At 36.7% G+C, this 19538-nt stretch carries 12 protein-coding genes; 6 read left to right on the top strand and 6 right to left on the bottom strand.

Going from position 1 to position 19538, the window contains the following annotated elements:
- Positions 1-253: 253 nt before the first annotated feature.
- The 3 genes from MKY76_RS20925 to MKY76_RS20915 are packed head-to-tail and all read left to right on the top strand — an operon-like array spanning position 254 to position 3120.
- Positions 254-1333 carry an iron ABC transporter permease gene (locus MKY76_RS20925; protein ID WP_342557115.1) on the top strand — a complete coding sequence of 360 codons (1080 nt, stop codon included), beginning with the start codon at positions 254-256 and terminating at the stop codon, positions 1331-1333.
- Positions 1334-1337: 4 nt separating this feature from the next.
- Entirely contained in the window at positions 1338-2099 is a 762-nt protein-coding gene (locus tag MKY76_RS20920; RefSeq protein WP_054548890.1) for an ABC transporter ATP-binding protein, read from the top strand.
- Between the two features lie 10 nt (positions 2100-2109).
- Positions 2110-3120 (top strand): ABC transporter substrate-binding protein, encoded by a 1011-nt coding sequence (locus tag MKY76_RS20915; RefSeq protein ID WP_342557114.1) that lies wholly within the window; start codon positions 2110-2112, stop codon positions 3118-3120.
- A 79-nt stretch (positions 3121-3199) separates the two neighbouring features.
- Here MKY76_RS20915 and MKY76_RS20910 read toward each other — a convergent pair whose 3' ends face one another.
- The 4 genes from MKY76_RS20910 to MKY76_RS20895 all read right to left on the bottom strand — a co-directional run bounded on the left by MKY76_RS20910 (position 3200) and on the right by MKY76_RS20895 (position 9903).
- A complete protein-coding gene (locus MKY76_RS20910; protein WP_048394933.1) occupies positions 3200-3856 on the bottom strand; it encodes a 4'-phosphopantetheinyl transferase superfamily protein in 657 nt (218 codons plus the stop codon).
- Positions 3853-7023, bottom strand: coding sequence for an amino acid adenylation domain-containing protein (locus MKY76_RS20905; protein WP_342557113.1), 3171 nt, complete (start codon positions 7021-7023; stop codon positions 3853-3855). The genes MKY76_RS20910 and MKY76_RS20905 overlap by 4 nt, the downstream gene beginning before the upstream one ends.
- Before the next feature lie 136 nt (positions 7024-7159).
- On the bottom strand, positions 7160-8908 hold the full coding sequence (locus MKY76_RS20900) for a methyl-accepting chemotaxis protein (protein ID WP_054548886.1): 1749 nt from the start codon (positions 8906-8908) through the stop codon (positions 7160-7162).
- A 524-nt stretch (positions 8909-9432) separates the two neighbouring features.
- Positions 9433-9903 (bottom strand): hypothetical protein, encoded by a 471-nt coding sequence (locus MKY76_RS20895; protein ID WP_082148177.1) that lies wholly within the window; start codon positions 9901-9903, stop codon positions 9433-9435.
- A 149-nt stretch (positions 9904-10052) separates the two neighbouring features.
- Between MKY76_RS20895 and MKY76_RS20890 the strand changes: the two genes are divergently transcribed.
- Together MKY76_RS20890 and MKY76_RS20885 are read left to right on the top strand one after the other, a co-directional pair.
- Positions 10053-11390, top strand: coding sequence for an ATP-binding protein (locus MKY76_RS20890; RefSeq protein WP_342557112.1), 1338 nt, complete (start codon positions 10053-10055; stop codon positions 11388-11390).
- Positions 11383-12114 (top strand): hypothetical protein, encoded by a 732-nt coding sequence (locus MKY76_RS20885; protein ID WP_342557111.1) that lies wholly within the window; start codon positions 11383-11385, stop codon positions 12112-12114. Before MKY76_RS20890 ends, MKY76_RS20885 begins: the two co-directional genes overlap by 8 nt.
- A 43-nt stretch (positions 12115-12157) precedes the next feature.
- Here MKY76_RS20885 and MKY76_RS20880 read toward each other — a convergent pair whose 3' ends face one another.
- Together MKY76_RS20880 and MKY76_RS20875 are read right to left on the bottom strand one after the other, a co-directional pair.
- Positions 12158-17248 (bottom strand): DUF4132 domain-containing protein, encoded by a 5091-nt coding sequence (locus MKY76_RS20880; protein ID WP_342557110.1) that lies wholly within the window; start codon positions 17246-17248, stop codon positions 12158-12160.
- A 12-nt stretch (positions 17249-17260) separates the two neighbouring features.
- Positions 17261-17680: a hypothetical protein gene (locus MKY76_RS20875; RefSeq protein ID WP_048394944.1), complete on the bottom strand. Its 420-nt coding sequence runs from the start codon at positions 17678-17680 to the stop codon at positions 17261-17263.
- 487 nt (positions 17681-18167) lie between these two features.
- Between MKY76_RS20875 and MKY76_RS20870 the strand changes: the two genes are divergently transcribed.
- Entirely contained in the window at positions 18168-19457 is a 1290-nt protein-coding gene (locus MKY76_RS20870; RefSeq protein ID WP_259951122.1) for a glycoside hydrolase family 18 protein, read from the top strand.
- Positions 19458-19538: the final 81 nt, after the last annotated feature.

Below are 19538 nucleotides of genomic sequence, written 5' to 3'. Positions count from 1 at the left end.
ATCCTTAAATTTTCTTCAAATTTTCTTCGCTATATAATATCCGGAATTTACAATGAGCTGTTTTAATTTCTATCGGAACAATAATTTTAGCGAATTAAAACCCGCCAGTAGTGGAATATTTATCTACTGAATGTATGCATAATCTATAATTAAAAATTTTCCTGTTGTTTTTCAATGGATTATCACTTACAATACAAAATGAAAATGATAATCGTTATCATTAACTAAAAGTTTAACAGATAGAGGTGAAATTTTGGATAGACAGGAAGCTAACAGAATAGGAATGGGCAATATTTATTATGTTATTATCTTGCTTTTAATAGTCTCTATTTTAATATCTGCCGTTTTTTCTGTATCAATAGGACAAGTCAGCATTCCTTTCAAGCAATCGATGGATATTTTGCTACATACTATATCCAATGGAAAACTTGGAACACTTGATAGTGTGGAAAGTGAATCCTATTTGAATATTATTCTACAGGTCAGAATGCCGCGTGTGGTTTTTGCCTTATTGATTGGTGTCGGTCTTGCATTGTGTGGGGCTGTCATGCAGGCAGTTGTCCAAAACCCGCTTGCTGATCCATACATACTTGGTATTTCTTCAGGAGCGTCATTAGGTGCAACCTTTGCTATTCTAGTTGGTTTTGGGAGTAGTGCATTGTTAGCACAATTTGGAGTAGCCTTTGGTGCATTTGCAGGGGCGATGATTACCTCTATGGCAGTGCTTATCTTATCCAGCATTGGAGGTAAAGCAACCTCAGTAAAATTGGTTTTATCAGGGGTTGTTATCGGTGCATTATGTAGTTCGTTTTCGAGCCTTATCATCTTTTTTGCCAATAATGCAGAGGGCATTAAAACTGTTACGTTCTGGTCTATGGGGAGTTTAGCATCTGCCAGCTGGGACAAAACACCAATTTTAACAATCGTGATTGTACTAGGAGCTGCATTATTCCTTTTCCAACATCGTGTGCTAAACACAATGCTACTTGGGGATGAATCAGCTATCACCTTAGGGATCAATTTAAGTGCTTATCGTAAATTATATATGATTCTTACCTCGCTTATTACAGGAACGATGGTCGCTTATGCAGGTATGATCGGTTTTGTTGGTTTAATTATTCCACATATCACAAGAGGTATTTTCGGGGCAGATCACAAACGATTAATGTTAGGAACATTGCTCTTAGGAGGCCTTTTCATGATTTGGGCTGATATTCTGTCTAGAACAATAATCCAAAATGTGGAATTACCGATTGGTATTATTACTTCTGTCATTGGGTCACCATTATTTATCTATATGATTGTAAAAAAAGGTTACAACTTTGGAGGGTAGAACAATGGAATTAGTAGCAAAGGAAATAGAAGTAAAAATCGGCAAAAAGGAAATCGTAAAAAACGTATCCATTCATGTGAATAAGCAACAATTTGTGGGCTTAATCGGACCAAACGGATGCGGAAAATCAACTTTACTGAAAAGCATTTATAAAAGCCTAGTACCTCAAAAAGGGATGGTCTTCTTAGATGATTTAGATGTTTTAAAAAGCGCCGAAAAAAAGATTTCTCAACACTTAGGTGTAGTTGGACAATTCAATGAAATGCACTTTGATTTAACGGTACAACAAATGGTGATGTTAGGTAGAACACCTCATAAAAAAATGCTAGAGTCAGATAACCAAAAGGATTTTGACATCGTAGAAGAGGCATTGACAAGAACGAACTTACAATCTTATAGAGAGCGCAGTTTTCTTTCACTATCTGGTGGTGAAAAGCAAAGGGTTATTTTAGCTAGAACGATTGCCCAGCAGCCTAAATTTATGATTTTGGATGAACCAACAAATCATTTAGATATTCGTTATCAAATTGAAATACTATCCTGTGTAAAAAGTTTAAACATCGGTGTTTTAGCAGCTCTTCATGATCTAGAAATGGCAGCACATTACTGTGATTATCTTTATGCAGTAAAAGATGGTGAAATCTATGCACATGGTACACCCCAAGAAGTTTTAACACCAGAAACAATAGAAGCTTTATATCATATCAAATGTCAAACGTTTACTAATCCAGTGACGAATGGATTAGGCTTTGCATATGGACTGTAGGAGGAAAAACATGAAGAAAAAATTATTATTAGGAATTGGTTTAGCAGCTTTATTAACATTAACAGCCTGCGGTAACACATCAAAAGATACATCTAAGGAAACACAAACAAAAGAGCATTATCCACTGACAATTGAGAACTTTTCAAAGGCTGAAGGTGGATCAACATGGGAAAAGAAAGATCAAGTATTTGATAAAGCACCAGAAAGAATTATGGCAAATACACGTCCAGCTGCAGAATTATTATTACATTTAGGATTAGGCGATAAAATCGGTGGTGTTGGTGCAAACTTTGGTGCAGTTGATAAAGCTGTTGAAGAAGAGTATGCTAAGCTAAATATTTTAAGTGATGAATATGTTGGGAAAGAGGTTACATTAGGTACTGATCCTGATTTAGTATTTGGTCGTGGTGGCTTATTTGATAATGCTGAATGGGGAGTAGGGACAGTAGATTCGCTTAATGAAATGGGTGTAAAAACATATGTTTTAGAGTCATCCGTAACAGGCGGCACGTATGATTCTATTTATAAAGATATAAAGAATATTGGTGAAATTTTTAATGTTCAAGACAAAGCAGATAGCTTTATTAAAGAATTAAAAGGTCGACAACAAGATATTTCCTCAAAATTAGAAAGTATAAAAGAAGAAAAAACATTTGCCTATTTGCATACAAATGATCCAAAAGAGCTTTTTGTTTATCCAGCACACGATGAAACATTCTTTAATGATGCATTTAAAATGGTTAAATTAGATAATATTTTTAAAGATGAAACAGGCGATGTAAGTGTTGAAACATTAATTGCAGCAGATCCAGATGTATTAATTCTTCCTAACTGGGACGGTTCTGATTTGACAAAAGTACGTGAAGAAATTTATGCGAATCCTAAACTATCAAGCATGAAGGCTATTAAAAATAAACAAATGTATATTGTAGATTACAATTACATGTTTGGCTATGGCTATAACACAATTGATGGAATGGAAGCATTAGCAAAAGAAATGTATCCAGACTTATTTAAATAAAACAAAAAGTGCTGTCCTAGCGGGTCGAATAAATGACACGTTAGGGCAGCGTTTTCTTAATACGGAGGAATAATTATTGTTATGGCTGTAGAAGCTGCTCTTTATTTAATATTGTGGTTATTAACTTGGAATTTTCATTGTTCCAGCAGACGGATACAGGATGCTGCTGATCGAGATAGAGTAATTGGGTAAAAAGGTCTTTTCTTGTTTTTTTTATGTTGGTGGTATCAAGCAAATATGGCGATAGGATTGGCAATAAGCCTGTTTTAAAAAGAGCCTCTTTTAAAGTCCAAAACTCATAAAAAACATGTAAAGGCTGATGAGAGACCAATTGACGCTCTGTCTCAGAAAGCGCATATATCATCATATCTTCACTCACTGGCTTTATTTCTTCAACATCAATGCCGACTCGTCCGATAGTGGTGACTGCTAACACTATCCAATCCCCAGAATGAGAGAGATTAAAATCTCCCTGCCAATGAGGGTGTCCTGCAATATAAGGGCGCCCAAATTCATTATGAGCTAGTTGTAACAGAACGTCATCTATATAGGGAAGGAGTGCCCATCTAATAAGAGTGCTACCTAGCAACGCTCTTTGCTGATCCTGCCAGTGCTTGTATTGCTGAACTTTTCTTTGCACCTCAAAAGGGAGTGCTTTAAGGAAAGCATCCCGTTCTGGTGGTGCTAACTGTACTCCTAGAGGAAGTGCAAATAACTGTATAGTTTGTTTTATCATCTTATATTGACTTGTTTTGGTTCAGGAAAGTAGCCTGTATCAATGCCATATTGAATCATTCTGTAAATAAAGGCTTTATTTGGTGCCGCACATTCAATCTTAGTATGAGCTAAAAATTCTATCGTTTTTTTGCAATTGAAGATAAATGGGGAGTCACTTGCTCCATCACCTTCAAGCTGCGCAATGGCTAACGATAAATATTCCTGTACATCTTTTGAATGATCACCATTTAATAGCCAATCTGTATACTCTTGTGTTGACACAATTGTTAGGTCATAACCAATTTCCTTAAGCATATCGATTAATTCTAAATAAGTAAGCGATACAGGGTTACATAAATGGAAGACATGGCCGTTGGTTGCTGGCTGGCTTGCCAAAGAAACAAGTGCCTGACTAGCATAATTGATTGGTGTGAAGTCAACATGCCATTGTGCGGTAGGTGTTTTACCTAAATAAAGCATTGATTTAATCATACGGTAAAAGGCATTGTCATCGATATTACGTTGGAATTTACCTGTTTCAGAATGACAGCTTAAATTTCCTACACGATAAATGGAGACAGGGATTGCATCCTGTACAGCGTTTCGAACAAGGTTTTCTGCTTCTAGCTTACTTTGAGTATAAACATTATCAAGCTTAACATTGTAATTGAAGTTACCTTTTGCTTCATTTGGTCCCCATTGTATGGCGGCTAGCTCCTCTGGAATGCCAATTGTCGATACATAATGGAAATGCACACCTGGTTTCTGTTTGGCTATTTCAAGCAAGTAGCGAGTTCCATTCACATTGACATTATTAAAATGATCAGCTGCACCAAAATGACGTACATCTGCACCACAATGAATGATAGCATTAATTTCTTTCATAATGATTTTTTCATCTTTATCAGATAAGTGTAGTCGTTGCTTCCCTAAGTCACCTTGGATAACAGTAATACGATCTTTCATCTGCTGAGCAATAGTATTGCCAAAATAAAATTGCATACTCTCTCTTAGTTTATCTTCAATCGTAGTTTGGGTGCTTGGTCGAATAAGGCAAAATATGTGCGCAGTTGTTGTTGCTAATAGCTCATATAATACATGACTACCTAAATAACCTGTAGCACCTGTTAGTAATACCGATGTCATTGGCAAGGGCTTCACATTTTGGGAGACTTTTAGAGGACTAGGCTCCATTAAGTCCTTGAATACAATGCTTTTAGCTGGCTCGTCTTGATCTTCAATCGCTTCTGGTTGATAATGACGAATATAATGATCCAGTTCAGCAATCGTTTGATATTGGAAGAAATCCTGAATCTTTAAGAATGGTATATGTTTTTTCACTTGTACAAGAATCTCGAGCACTTTTAGCGAATGCCCTCCGATATGAAAGAAGTTATCGTGAATGCCAATTGGCTCAATACCGAGTACAAATTCCCATGCAGTAGCAAGCATACGCTGTGTATCATTTTCTGGGGCAATATATGTAGTGCTGCGTGATAAAGTTAATTCCAATGAAGCTAAGTGTTTTCGATCAATTTTTCCTGTAGGGGATAATGGCATTTCTTGCAATTCAATAAATTGCTCTGGCACCATATAATCTGGTAAAAGATTTGCTAAGTAGTCCCTTAAAAGATTCTCCTCAAGCTGCATCCCACTTGCCACCGTATAGTAGGCAAATAAATGATTATTCCCATCAGCCATTTTCTTTGCAATGATCACGGCTTCCTGAATGCTCGTATGATTGCTCAATACTGTTTCGATTTCTCCAAGTTCAATACGGAAGCCTCTTACTTTAATTTGAGAGTCTTTACGTCCAACAAATTCAATGACACCAGTTGGCAATAGTCGAACTAAATCACCTGTTCGATACATTTTTTGATCTGGCTTTAAGAGATGAGGTACAAATACTTCAGCTGTTTTTTCAGGCTGATGTAAATAACCTGCTGCTAAACCAGCACCAGCAATACATAATTCTCCGATTACATTAACGGGACATAGCTGATCGTCCGTGTTAATAACGTACATTTCATAATTGGCGATTGGTCTACCAATAGGGATACTAGATTGCATGTCTGTTATCTGACTTTTCACCTTAAAATAGGAGGACAATACTGTACATTCAGTTGGTCCATACACATTAATAATTTCTGTAGAGAGTCCAAATTTGTCTTGCCATTTTTGAACAATGGCAGGCAATAGGGCTTCACCACCTACAGATAAATAATTTAATGTCGAAAGCTTTTTTCTATAGCTTACTGGTAAATGTGTAGCTAGCTGTGTAAAGAAAGCATTTGGAACAGTAGCGGTCGTTACTTGCTCACGGTCGATCATATCAGCAAATGCCTCAATGGACAAACGCTCTATACTTGTAAGCATATGAAGTCTTGCACCTGAAAATAAAGCAGTAAAGGTTTCTGTTATAGAAGGGTCAAAACTAAAAGAAATAAACTGGGAATAAACATCTTCTTTAGTTGAATGGTAGATTCGTTGATTATCTGTTATTAAATTAATGACAGCCTCATGCTTAAGCATGACGCCTTTTGGCTTACCTGTTGAACCAGATGTATAAATAATATAGGCTAAATCGGATGGAAGAATTTCACATTGGATATTTTCCTGTGAATATCCTTGCTCCATTTGGTTGATTGTGAACACTGTGCGTGTTTGGGAATCATTATGTATAAAATCATTCAGTAGAGCTGTATGTTCGTTTTTCGTTATGATAAATGGAGTACCTGTATCGTTTAATAGGTACTGACAACGTTCTTTTGGATAGCTCGGATCAATGGGGACATAAACTCCACCAGCTTTCAGGATACCTAACAAACTAATGACGGTTTCTTTACAGCGTTCCATAACTATCGCTACATAGTTTCCTTTTTGTAGACCGTTGGCAACTAACATATGAGCAACTTGGTTGGATTGTTCATTTAGCTGACGGTAGGTAAGTTTTCCACCTTCATAGGATAATGCGATTCGTTCCGCAAATTTTTGTGCTGCCTGATAAAATACGTCAGGTATTGTGGTGTTTTGATCGTAGTCAGCTATTGTACGGTTTAACGTTTGATATGCGAGTAAGTCTTCTCTGTTTAATAATTGTGTACTATTGGATTGAAGTGTTTGTTGGTCAAAAGAAAGCGTATTATTCTGTGATGGGTGTACATCAAATTCATTTTTATTATTCAATTATGACAACTCCTATTTTAGAAAAGGGCCGACACCTATGAAGGAGCGATTATCGTCATTAGGTCCACAGTAGTGAATCGATCTGTGAGAAACTAACGGACATAACTCTCCTTAATAAGGGCAGCCCTTTCATTTTTTATTTCACTACAAAGGTATTAACAACATTCATTAATTCATCAGATAGCTCGGATAATACTTGAGCTTCTTCAGAAACTCGTTGTACTGTATTCAATTGAGAGGCAGAAGTTGCTGCTACTGCTCTTGTATTGTCCTTTGAATTGACTGAAAAATCTTCCATATCTTTTACGGCAGATGTTACTTCTTCCATACCAGCTGCCATTTCTTCAATTGTTGCAGAAAGCTCTTGAATTTGCCCTGTCACATGGTGAATGGAAGTTAAAATTTGGCTAAATGATTTTTCCGAATCATTGATCATGACAATACCATGATCTACTTCTTCTACAGCGTGAACCATGATATTTACAGATTCGTTTGTATCATGCTGGATATGAGAAATAAGTGTAGAAATTTCTCTTGCAGATGCCTCAGATTGCTCTGCAAGTTTACGTACCTCATCAGCAACCACTGCAAAGCCACTACCAGCCTCCCCAGCACGTGCAGCTTCGATTGCCGCATTCAATGCAAGTAAATTGGTTTGCGAAGCAATCCCTGTAATGATTCCTACGATTTCTTCTATTTTATTGGAATGATCGCCAAGTAATTTAACAGAAGCTGCAGATTGATTAACAGCTTTGCTAATAGCATTCATTTGTGCAACAGATTTATTTGTCGATTCATTCCCTCTTTCAGCTTCCTCTGATGCTAAAATCGAGGATTCTGAAATTTGATTGGACGTCATGGCAATACGTTGAATACCAATATTCATTTCTTCAATGGTAATTGTACTTTCTTTCGCCTTTTGTACTTGAAGATCAGCGCCACTTGCAATCTCCTGCATGGAAGATGCTACATTATTATATGAATCGGAAGCTTCTTGCATATTTACAGATAAAACATTGGCTGTGTTTGAAACACGCTCAGAAACAATCGTTGTACTCTTAATAACATTTTTTAAGTTATCGATCATAGAATTAAAATTTTGTGTGAGCATTCCTACTTCGTCTGTTGAAGTAACTGGTAATGGTTCCAGCTCTAAATTACCTTCTGCGACTTTTTTAGATTGTAAGGAAAGTTGTTGAATTGGTGTTAATTTTTTTCTTAAAAGAGTGTAAACAGCAATGGATGAACCAATTAAGAAAATAACCGTTACTAATAAAGTCCATAGGGCTTCAGACATCGCTTTTCCTGTTACCATTGATACGTCATAGTCAATGGCATAAGCAGCCAGCATATTCCCATTCTCATCCAAGATTGGTGTAAGTCCTGTTTTATAGCTACCATATTCATCGCTATAAATATCTGTTGCTGTTGCTTTTTTTGTATCAAAGACTTCTTTAATTCTTGCTAGGAAATCTGGAGATAAACCCATTGCAATCATATCTTGGTTATACTCTGCCCCTAGTTCAAGTATACTAGATGATAGAACAGGTGCATTAATATTTTCACCGTTAACTGTAATTAAAAATAGATTGGTAATGCTATCTGAATTATCATTGATTGCATCCATTTCACTAGTTAATCGTAGAGCATCAGGGTTACTATTTGTAGGATTCTCTAATATCGATTTTAGTGTAGTAATATCAATGGTTTTGGCTAGGATCATGCCTTTGTCAGAAAGAGATTGATTCATGTCTGTTAAATTACTATTTCTTACTATATAATAAGAAAGACCTAAAGTAACTAATCCAAATAATAATAAAATACTCACTACTATTGCAGTTAATTTCTTACTAATAGACATTTGCTGCTTCTTGCGTGTTTTCATGCTTTTCCTCCTAATATGATATAGCAAATATTTCAAGCTAAGGACTATAAATGGATAATTTAGTCAATGTACTACACATTGAAGATGTTGATGTTATTCGTAGAAGTCCAGATGCGTGTTAACTATTTATAAATGCAAAATAATCTATTTATCCCCTATCATTTAACTACTATACTGCCAAAAAAATTGATTCACAACCCAGAAAACTTACTATTTCAAGTCATGATTTCTATAAATAAATGAAGATATATAGTTTTTTAGTCTATATATTTTTTAGGTTAGGATAAATTTTTACAAAAAGCTATATATTTCCTAGTATAAAAAAGAAGTATGCTCAGATCTAACTTATTTTCAGTTGATTAAAAATTTGGCTGAAATACCAATTTCCAATTCCTTGTTAGGGCTTTTTACTTATTTTGTCATGACTTATATGTAAAGGAATTTGATGATTATTGTTATGGGAATAAAATGAAAAAAGGTTATTTCTTTATTCTTAAATAAAGAAATAACCTTTTCTATTGTTGCTAAGGCCGCGGATTACCAAATATGCCCGGTAAAATATTAGGGAGTCCTGGTATTAATGGTGGTGGGAAACCAGGATATTGCCCCCCTGGACGTGGCGGATAAGGTTGCGGTGGATAAGGCTGTGGTGGATAAGGACGTGGCGGATAAGGTTGCGGTGGATAAGGCTGTGGTGGGTATGGCCGCGGTGGATAAGGTTGAGGCGGATATGGTGGATATGGTGGATATGGTGGTGGGTATGGCGGCGGATAAGAACTACCAGGAGGTGTTCCTGTACCTGCAGCAGTGATTTGACTAACATCCACAGTCACTATTTGACCATTATCTAACTGAATTTCAGCAGTTCTTCCTCCAGTTCCGAATGTCCGAATTAATGTACCTGAATAAGTACCAGTAGGGAGTGTTACCCATATTTTCATACCTGGGCGAAATTGACTGTTAAAATCATCAGGGGCTAATCTAGGATAAACCAATGAAACACACCTTTCTTCATTTTTTCTAACATATGCCTATTACGATTTTTGTCATAGGCTATAGGCTATGGATGCTTAAGTTCGAATTTGTTATAAAATAAAACGATTTTCATTATAATAAGGGAAAAAGCTAAAAGGATGTTTAGCACATGGCAATTATTAAGATAAAAAAAATAAACATACAAAATTTACGAAATGTACGACAGGGTGAAATTGTTCTCGCAGTAAATTTTGAGACATTTCTACAAGCGAATGTTGTTGGCCTATATGGACAAAATGGCTCTGGAAAGACAACCATTGTAGATGCATTTAGTTTATTGAAGACACTTCTATCAGGATGGCTTGCTGAAGTGAAGTTGCCCTCTCAAAAGAAGCGACTTATATTGGCAGGAGAGCAAACAGCTAGCATGGATGTAGAATTTCTAGTTCAGAATCAATTCGGTACATTTTTTGTGAATTACTATGTGGAGCTACAGGAGGATCAACATCGACTATATACTACATTGGAGCGCCTTACCTATCGAGAAAACACGAAAGGGAAGCGATCAAAGATTTTAGTGGCTGTGACGGAGAGGGATGTACAAATTCGTCAATCGAAACTGGATGATTTGAGTGAACAAGCACGAATTCAATTACTGGTTATTCAACAGTTAGCAAGAAAACAATATATGTCATTTCTATTCCATAAAGATATAAAGACATTATTACAGGAACGGCTTTCTGAGCTAGAAATGCAGTTGCTACAAAATATTGCTGTTGATTTTAGTCGAGACTTACATGTTGTTAATACTCAAAATATTGCCCCACTATTTGAAGAACGGATGATGCCATTCAGTATTCATTTAGAGAAAACAAGAGGTCTTATTCCTTATGATTTAAATGGACCAGCTTTATTACCAGAGGATGCATTCTATGCATTATGTGAAGTTATTGAACAAAGTAATCAAGTGCTCTCAGCAATTATTCCTGGTCTGACGATTAAAATTAATATCGTTACAAAGCAAATGATGGACAGTGGTGAGCAAGGAATTCGTTTTGAATTTTTGTCTCAGCGCGGGGAGCAGGAATTACCGCTACGAACAGAGTCAGAGGGAATTTTAAAGATCATTTCTATTCTTAGTGTATTAATTGCTGTATACAATAATCCGAATGCATGCGTGGTTATTGATGAATTAGATTCAGGTGTATTTGAATATTTGTTAGGTGAGTTGTTAACAGTGATAGATGAGGATGGAAAAGGGCAACTTATTTTTACTTCCCATAATCTACGTGTGTTAGAGGTGCTAGCTATTAAAAATTTATGGTTTACGACAACAAATGAACATCACCGTTATATGCAGCTAAAAGGTATCAAAGAAGTGAATAACGCTAGAGATGTCTATTTACGTGCTATCCAGCTTGGCGGGCAAGAGGAAGAGATATATAAGGAAACTAAAACATTTAAAATAAAGCGGGCTTTTCGTAAAGCAGGTGTTCAACATGACTAAAAAAGTACTTTTGATTATTGTGGAAGGGCAGACGGAGCAAATTATTTTAGAGGATTATTTAGATGCTCATTTTGCGAACTCCACAATACGTTTTGATGTACAACGAGAAGATATCTTAACAAAGTGGGATGCGCACAAACGAATACCGAATATTAAAAACAGTGTTGTACGAGTGATTCAAAGCTATCTTGAAAAATATAAATTTTTAGCCAATGATTTAACAGCGGTTGTTCATATTACAGATGCAGATGGATGCTTTATCGCACCAGAGTGCGTCAAGGTAGATGAGCGTATCGAGCAAAACTTATTTTATACAGAGGATGCTATTTTAGTGAAGTCGGATAAACGCAAAGAACAAATAGAACAACGCAATGATATGAAGGCTAAGAATGCTAGAATTTTGATTGCCAACGACTACTTTAGCATTAACCGTATGAAAGTACCTTATCAATTATTTTATTTTTCTACGAATTTAGAACATGTCTTATGGAATGAGCGCAATGAAATCCCAACAGATAAAATACAAAAAGCAGATAAATTTATGGACAATCTGACATGCACGATTGAGGAATATTTAAGCACCTATCTCCCAGTTAGTTCAGAGTTGTCTTATAGGGAAAAAATAAAGAAAAGTTGGTCATTTTTAATGGAAGGCTGTCATTCATTGCATCGTGGCACGAATGTACCGTTATTGTTTGAAATGATTAAAACAGATATAAAGTAAAAACAGGTGACGAATGGAGTCACCTGTTTTTATCTAGAGTACGTTAGTGCATTTGCTCATAGCTTCGAATATGAGTTAATATAGCTGGATCTTTAATTTTTGTATCTTCACATAGTAATAAGAGCTTGGTCATGATCTCAGCCGTCCGTGGATCATCATCCACCATCGGTAAGAAAATTCGTCCACGATGCTGAGATGGGACAGCAATAATTGGGATCATGGAACCGCCTATTTGATGCACCACTCCACTTCCTAAATGTAAGGAGTAACTTGCTAGCTTACCTTCTATGAGGGCATGTTGTTTTTTCACTTCCACATTGTTTAGCTTCAATAATTTAGCCAATTCTTCTACGATAATGCTGCGCATTTCAACAGTAGAATGACTTGCCTCAGGGTCTACACCACCAACATGAGCTACGCTGACAACAAGATCAATATCTCGCATAACCTCAGAGAATATCGCAGCTGGAATATCATCTAAAACGATATCTTTGCCTGTTAGTCGATCATAGAAGTAAACACCTTCGATTGCAGGTGCTTCAATTTCTGCTGGCGTAAACCAATCTGCCTGTGCATACAAGGATGCCACAATATTTTCCTTATAATATACTTTACGTGGTCCTGTTTCATAGCTGATTTGCCAGCCACGTGTTTTCAACAGGGCTACTGTTTGTGAAGGATTTACTTGATGCCCTGAATAGCGCAATGAATGTTTCTGTGCTTTTTCATCAGCATTGATGAGATATAACTCACGGAACACTTGCTTAAATGGCTGTTTAATGTTGTGCTCGAACATATAGGATTGCCACTGTCTCCATTGACCGCTCTCTAGAAGATGGTAAGGATGAGCAATCTTTATAGAGGACGTAGGAGCAAGGTTCACAACGTCAGCCGATAAAAGCTGTAAACCTTCTGATGTCAGCATTCCAACGTAATTATCGCTAATAAATAGTAGTTTTTGTAACAGCGGAGCTAGAATCGGATGAGCTAATAAATGAATGAGCTCCTCGACCGAAAATACTGTTTCTAATTCCATTGCTTGCTCAAGCGCTGGGCGTGCTCGTTTATATTGCTCTTGTAAGTCTTTTCGGGCTTCCTGCAAGGTTACAATATCAGCATGCTTTTTTAATGCAGCAGGAACGTTCTTTAGACGTTTACCATCCTTTTCAACAATAATAGCTACAGAGGCATCATCCTCTATTTGTAGATGGGCTGTAATTTGCTCGATTTGTTGTGCTTTAAATAATTGCTTCATATCGTTAAAGGCAGATAACTCCATACGCCATGTGAAGCGAGTGGCTTCTCCATCCCCTGCATTGCGCGCTAAATTTTCTAGAGCGATACTTGCTGCTCGAGCCTCACTTGCGCGGCGTTGAGCACCAAATTGCTTACTTTCCTTCAAAAACTGTTGAATAAATTGATAGCGTGTCAGGGCGTCTTTGTCATCGGATTTTATTAAAGGGATAAGACCAAGTGCGCGCAGTTTATCTTTATTGCGTTTATCTTGAATTTCTTGCATTAACGGTTTTGGACTGAGCTTACCGATAGCTGTATCTGCATAAAGCTGTGCCCGACGATGGTTGGCTCCTTCAGAAGCATATTTTGCAGCATCATAAACAAGTTTGAATTTCTTAGCCCCAAGTGTTTGATAGGCGCTTTGGAACCAAGCTAAATCGAATGCACCATCACGGAAATCCTCAGCAGTTATGCTAGAGAAAAGGGCAATCTGATCTTTGGCAAAGTCGGATAAAGAATCTGTGGTGTGAGCGATAAAATACCAGGCTGATTCTTTTAGTCCATCCCACCCAATCACTTCACTGACAAGGTCTATCCAATGCTGGTTATACATCATGGCTTCAATTAAACGTTCTTTAGAAATGTCTGTTTTCAGCCATGCTTCTTTTAATTGCTGGGCTGTTTCTTCTTTTTTAGGGTAACAGTTAGTTAGCAATCTGGAGAATACATCCTTTTTCGTTTCTGCCTGCCAAATATATCCTCGCGCAAGTTTTTCTCCGTCAAGTGCTTGTAGAATTTGTAAGAAATAATTAATACCCTCAAAATAAGAAATGCTACTAGCTAACTTTGTAACAGCAGTAGGCGTATCACCACGTTTTAGCTCTATGGCTAAAATTCGATCAATTGCTTGTTCACGAATAGTAAAGAAATCGGTTAAATCTTCAAATGACTGTTGATAGCGTTCTCGTAATTTAGTTGGCTCGTTAAATATTTCTGAAGCGAGCGTATTGGTAAAGATGGCCTCAAATAAGTGATCTTGCGTAAATAAACCAACCTTCATTGCGTCTAAATATTGGAATAAAGATAAATTGTAGACGTTTGGCTTATAGCTTTCATTTTTCATACGCTTTGTTAGCTCTTCATTGAGAGCTAGCATTTTGACATATTCACCATAGGTTGAGTAATCAGACCAGCATCGATCAGCAAATGTCTCAATGACATCTAAATCGATAATGGTAGAAGTGGAACGATAGTAATAATAACCCTTCTCTCGAACATCAAGTTGCCACTGATCAGCAGGGATTTGTTTGAATAGCTGTAACATTATGCCTACTGCCTGTTCGAAGCGATTAAATTCGGGTGCATGCTTTTCGAGTAATGAAAGTGCTTCCTGATGTAGCACTGTATCACCTGAGATTTTGTCGATGTCTTGGGATAGCACTGAGAAAATCTGTTGAATTGTATCGTCATATTTCAAGGAATTAAATTGCGCAACACGTACTTTTAAATCTTTGTATTGGAAGAACGGTTTAATTAGTGTATGAGCTGCTTCGGAAAGATCATGAGCAGCAGGGTATTCTGATAGATTATGGTAAAAATTAAAATAGGCTAAGTCCTCATTACTAAATAATGCTGTCTTCATCCATTGAACAATTTCTTTGGGGATAGGATAAGCATCAAGACTAGCATGTCGTTGATTATCCGATTTAGTTGCCATTACACTATATCTTTGTCCTAATGTAGTGCTAATGGGTGTGTCATTCCATTGGTATGTTTCATATTCTAGTTCAGCATGTTTATCTAAAAGTTGAATAAGCTGCTCTAGCTTAGATAATAATTTATCAACATCATATTGAAAGAATTTTTCAAAAGGTGTAGGTGCCTGTACATAAAGTGGAGCAAGCTGTTGCCAAGGCTCTACACCATTCATTTGAATGGCTCCATCCGAAATACAGCCGTATTGAATAGGGGGATGTGGCGTATACAAGCCAAAGCCATTACTCTCGTTATACTCAGGGACATCCCTTGTAATTAATTGCTCTAACAAAACTTGCTCGTTTTTAGTTACTTTTGGTAATAAGGAGCATAAAGCTGTAATTTGCTCGCTTGCTAAGTTGTGTCGCTTAGAGGCTTCTAATAGTAATTCAAGCCCTCCAAGTCTCTTTAACTGCTTACTATCTTTTAACAGCCTTTCAGCACTTTGTAACAGATTATTCTGTGCCTGAACTTTTAAGAGTGAAATAGCCTCTTTACGAAGTGCACCTGATTTATTTGCTAAAAGATCTTCAATCTTTGCTATTTCTTCTTCTGTTGGTGTTAAAGCACGTATTTTTTTTAACGCGAGAGAACGATTAATGGAACTACGATCTCGTAAAGAATTAAATAAAAATTCGCGTTGACCTTGTGTGACAGGTTCTAGACAATAAATATTCAGTAGGCCGATTCTGCTAGATGGTGAGTAAGAATCTGCATGCTCAATAATTCGTTGGAATAATGCCTCGTCTTGTACATGATGGGCTAAAATAATTTGTGTTGAAATTAAATCTTCTAATGACAAATGGACATGGACAAAGGATAGAGGTTTGCCTGTAATGTTAAGTCCGTCTTTCGTAATTTCACTTTTTGCCCACTCAAGCTGTTCAAATAAAAGGTATTCAATCCCTTGTAACTGTGTGTTTTCTTGCATGAAGGTTTGAAGGATTTGCGCCCATTCATTGTCTCTTGCATACTCACTATTAATATGGTGATTAGCATAAAGAAAATTGCCCCATGCAAAGGCAAACAACTCGATATCTTTTGTTGATAAGATTAAATCCTTTACAAATGGCGCTGTGAAGGAAATTTTCGATAAGTTTTTCAAAAAGGCAAGCGTTGTAAGTTGGATATGTTTATCACGTTTTAAGAGTATTGTTACAAGGTCATTTAATTTCGTATAGTCCTTTGTAGCAGTTGCCCATAATGCAACATAGATATCAATTGTACGTTCACTCGTTAACAGTTGCTCAACAAAGCTGTCTTCTTCGATTGCTTGGATGGCTAATGCAAGAACTTCCTCTGTTATTTTTTGATTTTCGAAACTATTATAGCCAAGTCCCATCCAAGTATCGACTGCTCGAATTACAGAGGAGAAGCGTGTTAGGCGATGTTCCTGAATAAGCTTCATCATGTTGAGTTGTGCATCAAGATTGCCATGGTCAATATTTTCTACTATTGCCTGTCGTAAACCTTCTTGTCGTGCAGCTGCTAATAAGAGTTTGCCAAGGGCATCATGCATCCGATGATTACTTGATTTAAAAATACCTCGAATGAATGGATGGCCGAAAAAGCTACTTTGATGTTCATCAAATAAAATACCTTCTACTGCTTCTTCAATTGACGGGTTTTCTAATGATAGTTCTTCAGCAAGCAACTGCTCAAAGACATTAAAACCCATTACTTTTGTATTTTCATTCTTTAAGACATAGGAGCTATAGCTTGGATAGGTTCCATGCTCATATTGACGATGATTCGTTAACAACTCCTGCAAAGTAATTTCCTCAAATGTCAGCATTTCTTCTATTAATTGTAAACATTGAAACAGATGGTCTTGCACTGGTTGAGAAGAACGAAAAGATCGACGTAAAACACCTCTTTGGAACATTGTAGCATCAAAGCGTAATGCTAGTTTCTTGATCTTAAGTGCACGTTCTTGTGAAGAAAACATGGTAAGCACTTCAAATAATGGTCCACTAAATAGTTCTTCAAGTGATAAATATTGCTGAGCAGCTATAAGCGTTTCAATGTCATAATCTCTATTGTCCATGTATTTTAACAGTGCAGCTGCTAAAGGCTGTATTGCTATAGGTGCAGAATCAACTATACTTTGAAAATGTATTTTTTGTTCATGTGAAAGTGTCATATAAATCCCTCCTTACCAAATTCGTCCTGCAAGCATAGTAAGTTTAATAAATGTAAAGACATCGTCTTCCTGTATGTTTAATGGTGTAGAAAGAGAATCTAAAGATTCTTCATTATGAAGGACTAAAAACAGCTCGTCCTGAAAGGCTTGAAGCATTGTGGAAATAGCTTGATCCACTGACTGTACAGTATCCTTTTTCTTTTCTCCAAAATGTACTTTGCCATATTGAGCAGCTTCTTCTAGTTGCTGATCCGATAAATAAACATGAAGTGGTGTATCTACCATTTTCTCATTAAATTGTTGAACCTGCTGTGTAACAAGCTGAACAAGTAAATCTTGTAACGTTATGACAGGCTCTTCAATTGAAAATGAAATTTTTTCAAGTTTACGAGACTTCTTACCGATTACTTTTTGCTGGTAAAATAAACGCAATCTAACACCTCCTTACAATAATTTCATTATACAAGAGTGAGAACAGGGAAAAGAATAAGGCATATGACGCTAGTTGCGTAAAAAAATTTGGGAAAAGTGTTATCAAAAGTAGCCTGCTACAACTGATTTGTAGGGTAGAAAGTGGGTAAAAATTTACTGAAGATTATGCGGAAAGTAGAACGTTTGTACGATTATTGTTATCAAGATAAGTATCATTTTGCGTTTTTTTATTCTAATAACGGTGAAGAAGCAGAATATATTACTCAGGTAACTTTTTAGACATACGTATTTAAAAGAACATTCTTTCATGAAATCTCGTAAACGAAGATTATTCTCATTAGTATTAAATAGGTGACATAATATAGCATACTATTTATTTGCTTTAAATAGTGGTGTACTTTTGTGGAGTTGTTAAGAGACATCTTTTCATCTCTGATTTCATAAGCTTTATAGGTATGATTTTATAAAGCTAGAAGGAGGCAAAATCATTCAAATACACGTTGTACGGGCTGGCGAGTCTTTATGGGGAATTGCACAGGCGTATGGGGCTACGGTTCAGAGCATTATAGATGCCAATCAAATTCCAGAGCCAAATCGTTTAGTTGTGGGGCAAGCTCTTGTAATCCCGATTGTCGGAAGCTTTTATTATGTACAGCCAGGTGATAGCCTATGGTCAATTGGCCAACGTTTCGGTATTAATTATGTAACACTTGCACAAGTAAATGGCATTAATCCAAATCAACCATTAGCAGTTGGAACGAGATTATATATCCCACAGCCACCAAAAACAAGGGCAGAAACTTTAGCCTATTTAGAGCCGAGAGGAACATCAGTTAGTGAAGCACTCTTGAATCAAGCGAGGGAAGCGGGTCCTAATTTAACATATTTAGCTTTATTTAGCTATGAGGCTAGGCGTGATGGTACTTTACAGAGGCCACCAAGCCAAGGTGTGACACAAATTGCAAATGATACGGGAGCATCAATGGCAATGGTTATTTCTAATTTGGAGAATTTTAGTTTTAGTGGTGAATTAGCGAGAGATATTTTTCAAAGTACAGCTGTTCAAGATTTATTATTTGATAATATTCTTGCAGAAGCAAAGCGACTTGGGGATGTTAAAGATATCCACTTTGACTTCGAAAATTTGCCAGCAGATCAACGACAAGCCTATAACAATTTTTTAAGAAGAGCTGTAGAAAAATTTCACACTCAAGGATATACAGTGTCTACAGCATTAGCTCCTAAAACAAGTGATAGTGAACGAGGACCATGGACAGCGGCACATGATTATAGAGCACATGGGGAAATCGTGGACTTTGTTTTACTCATGACTTATGAATGGGGATATTCAGCTGGCCCACCAATGGCCGTTTCACCTCTCCCAGAGGTAGAAGCAGTTGTAAAATATGCGGTGAGTGAAATACCTGCAAGCAAAATTATGTTAGGGCAAAATTTATATGGCTACGATTGGACGTTACCTTTTGTTCAGGGGGGACCGTATGCAGAAGCGCTTAGTCCACAGCGAGCCATTGAAATTGCTAAACGTTATAATGCAGCAATTCAGTATGATTGGAGAGCCCAAGCACCATTTTTTGAATACTATGATGAGCAAGGTAGGGCGCATATGGTGTGGTTTGAAGATGCTAGATCTATTCAAGCTAAATTCAATCTCATTAAACAATATAACCTTCGTGGTATTGGTTATTGGAAATTAGGACTACCATTCCCTCAGAACTGGGTGTTAATTGGTGCCAATTTTGATGTGGTAAAGAAATGAGAAAATGAAGAAAAAAGGACGGATTGCCCAATGTATTTTCTTCGAAGAGGAAATTATCTGTAAAATTCATTTCTAATTATG

Source organism: Lysinibacillus sp. FSL P4-0201, from assembly GCF_038593425.1.
Taxonomy (GTDB): Bacteria; Bacillota; Bacilli; order Bacillales_A; family Planococcaceae; genus Lysinibacillus; species Lysinibacillus capsici.
Note: the sequence above shows the minus strand (reverse complement) of the source record. Positions and strands in the feature narration are given on the sequence as shown.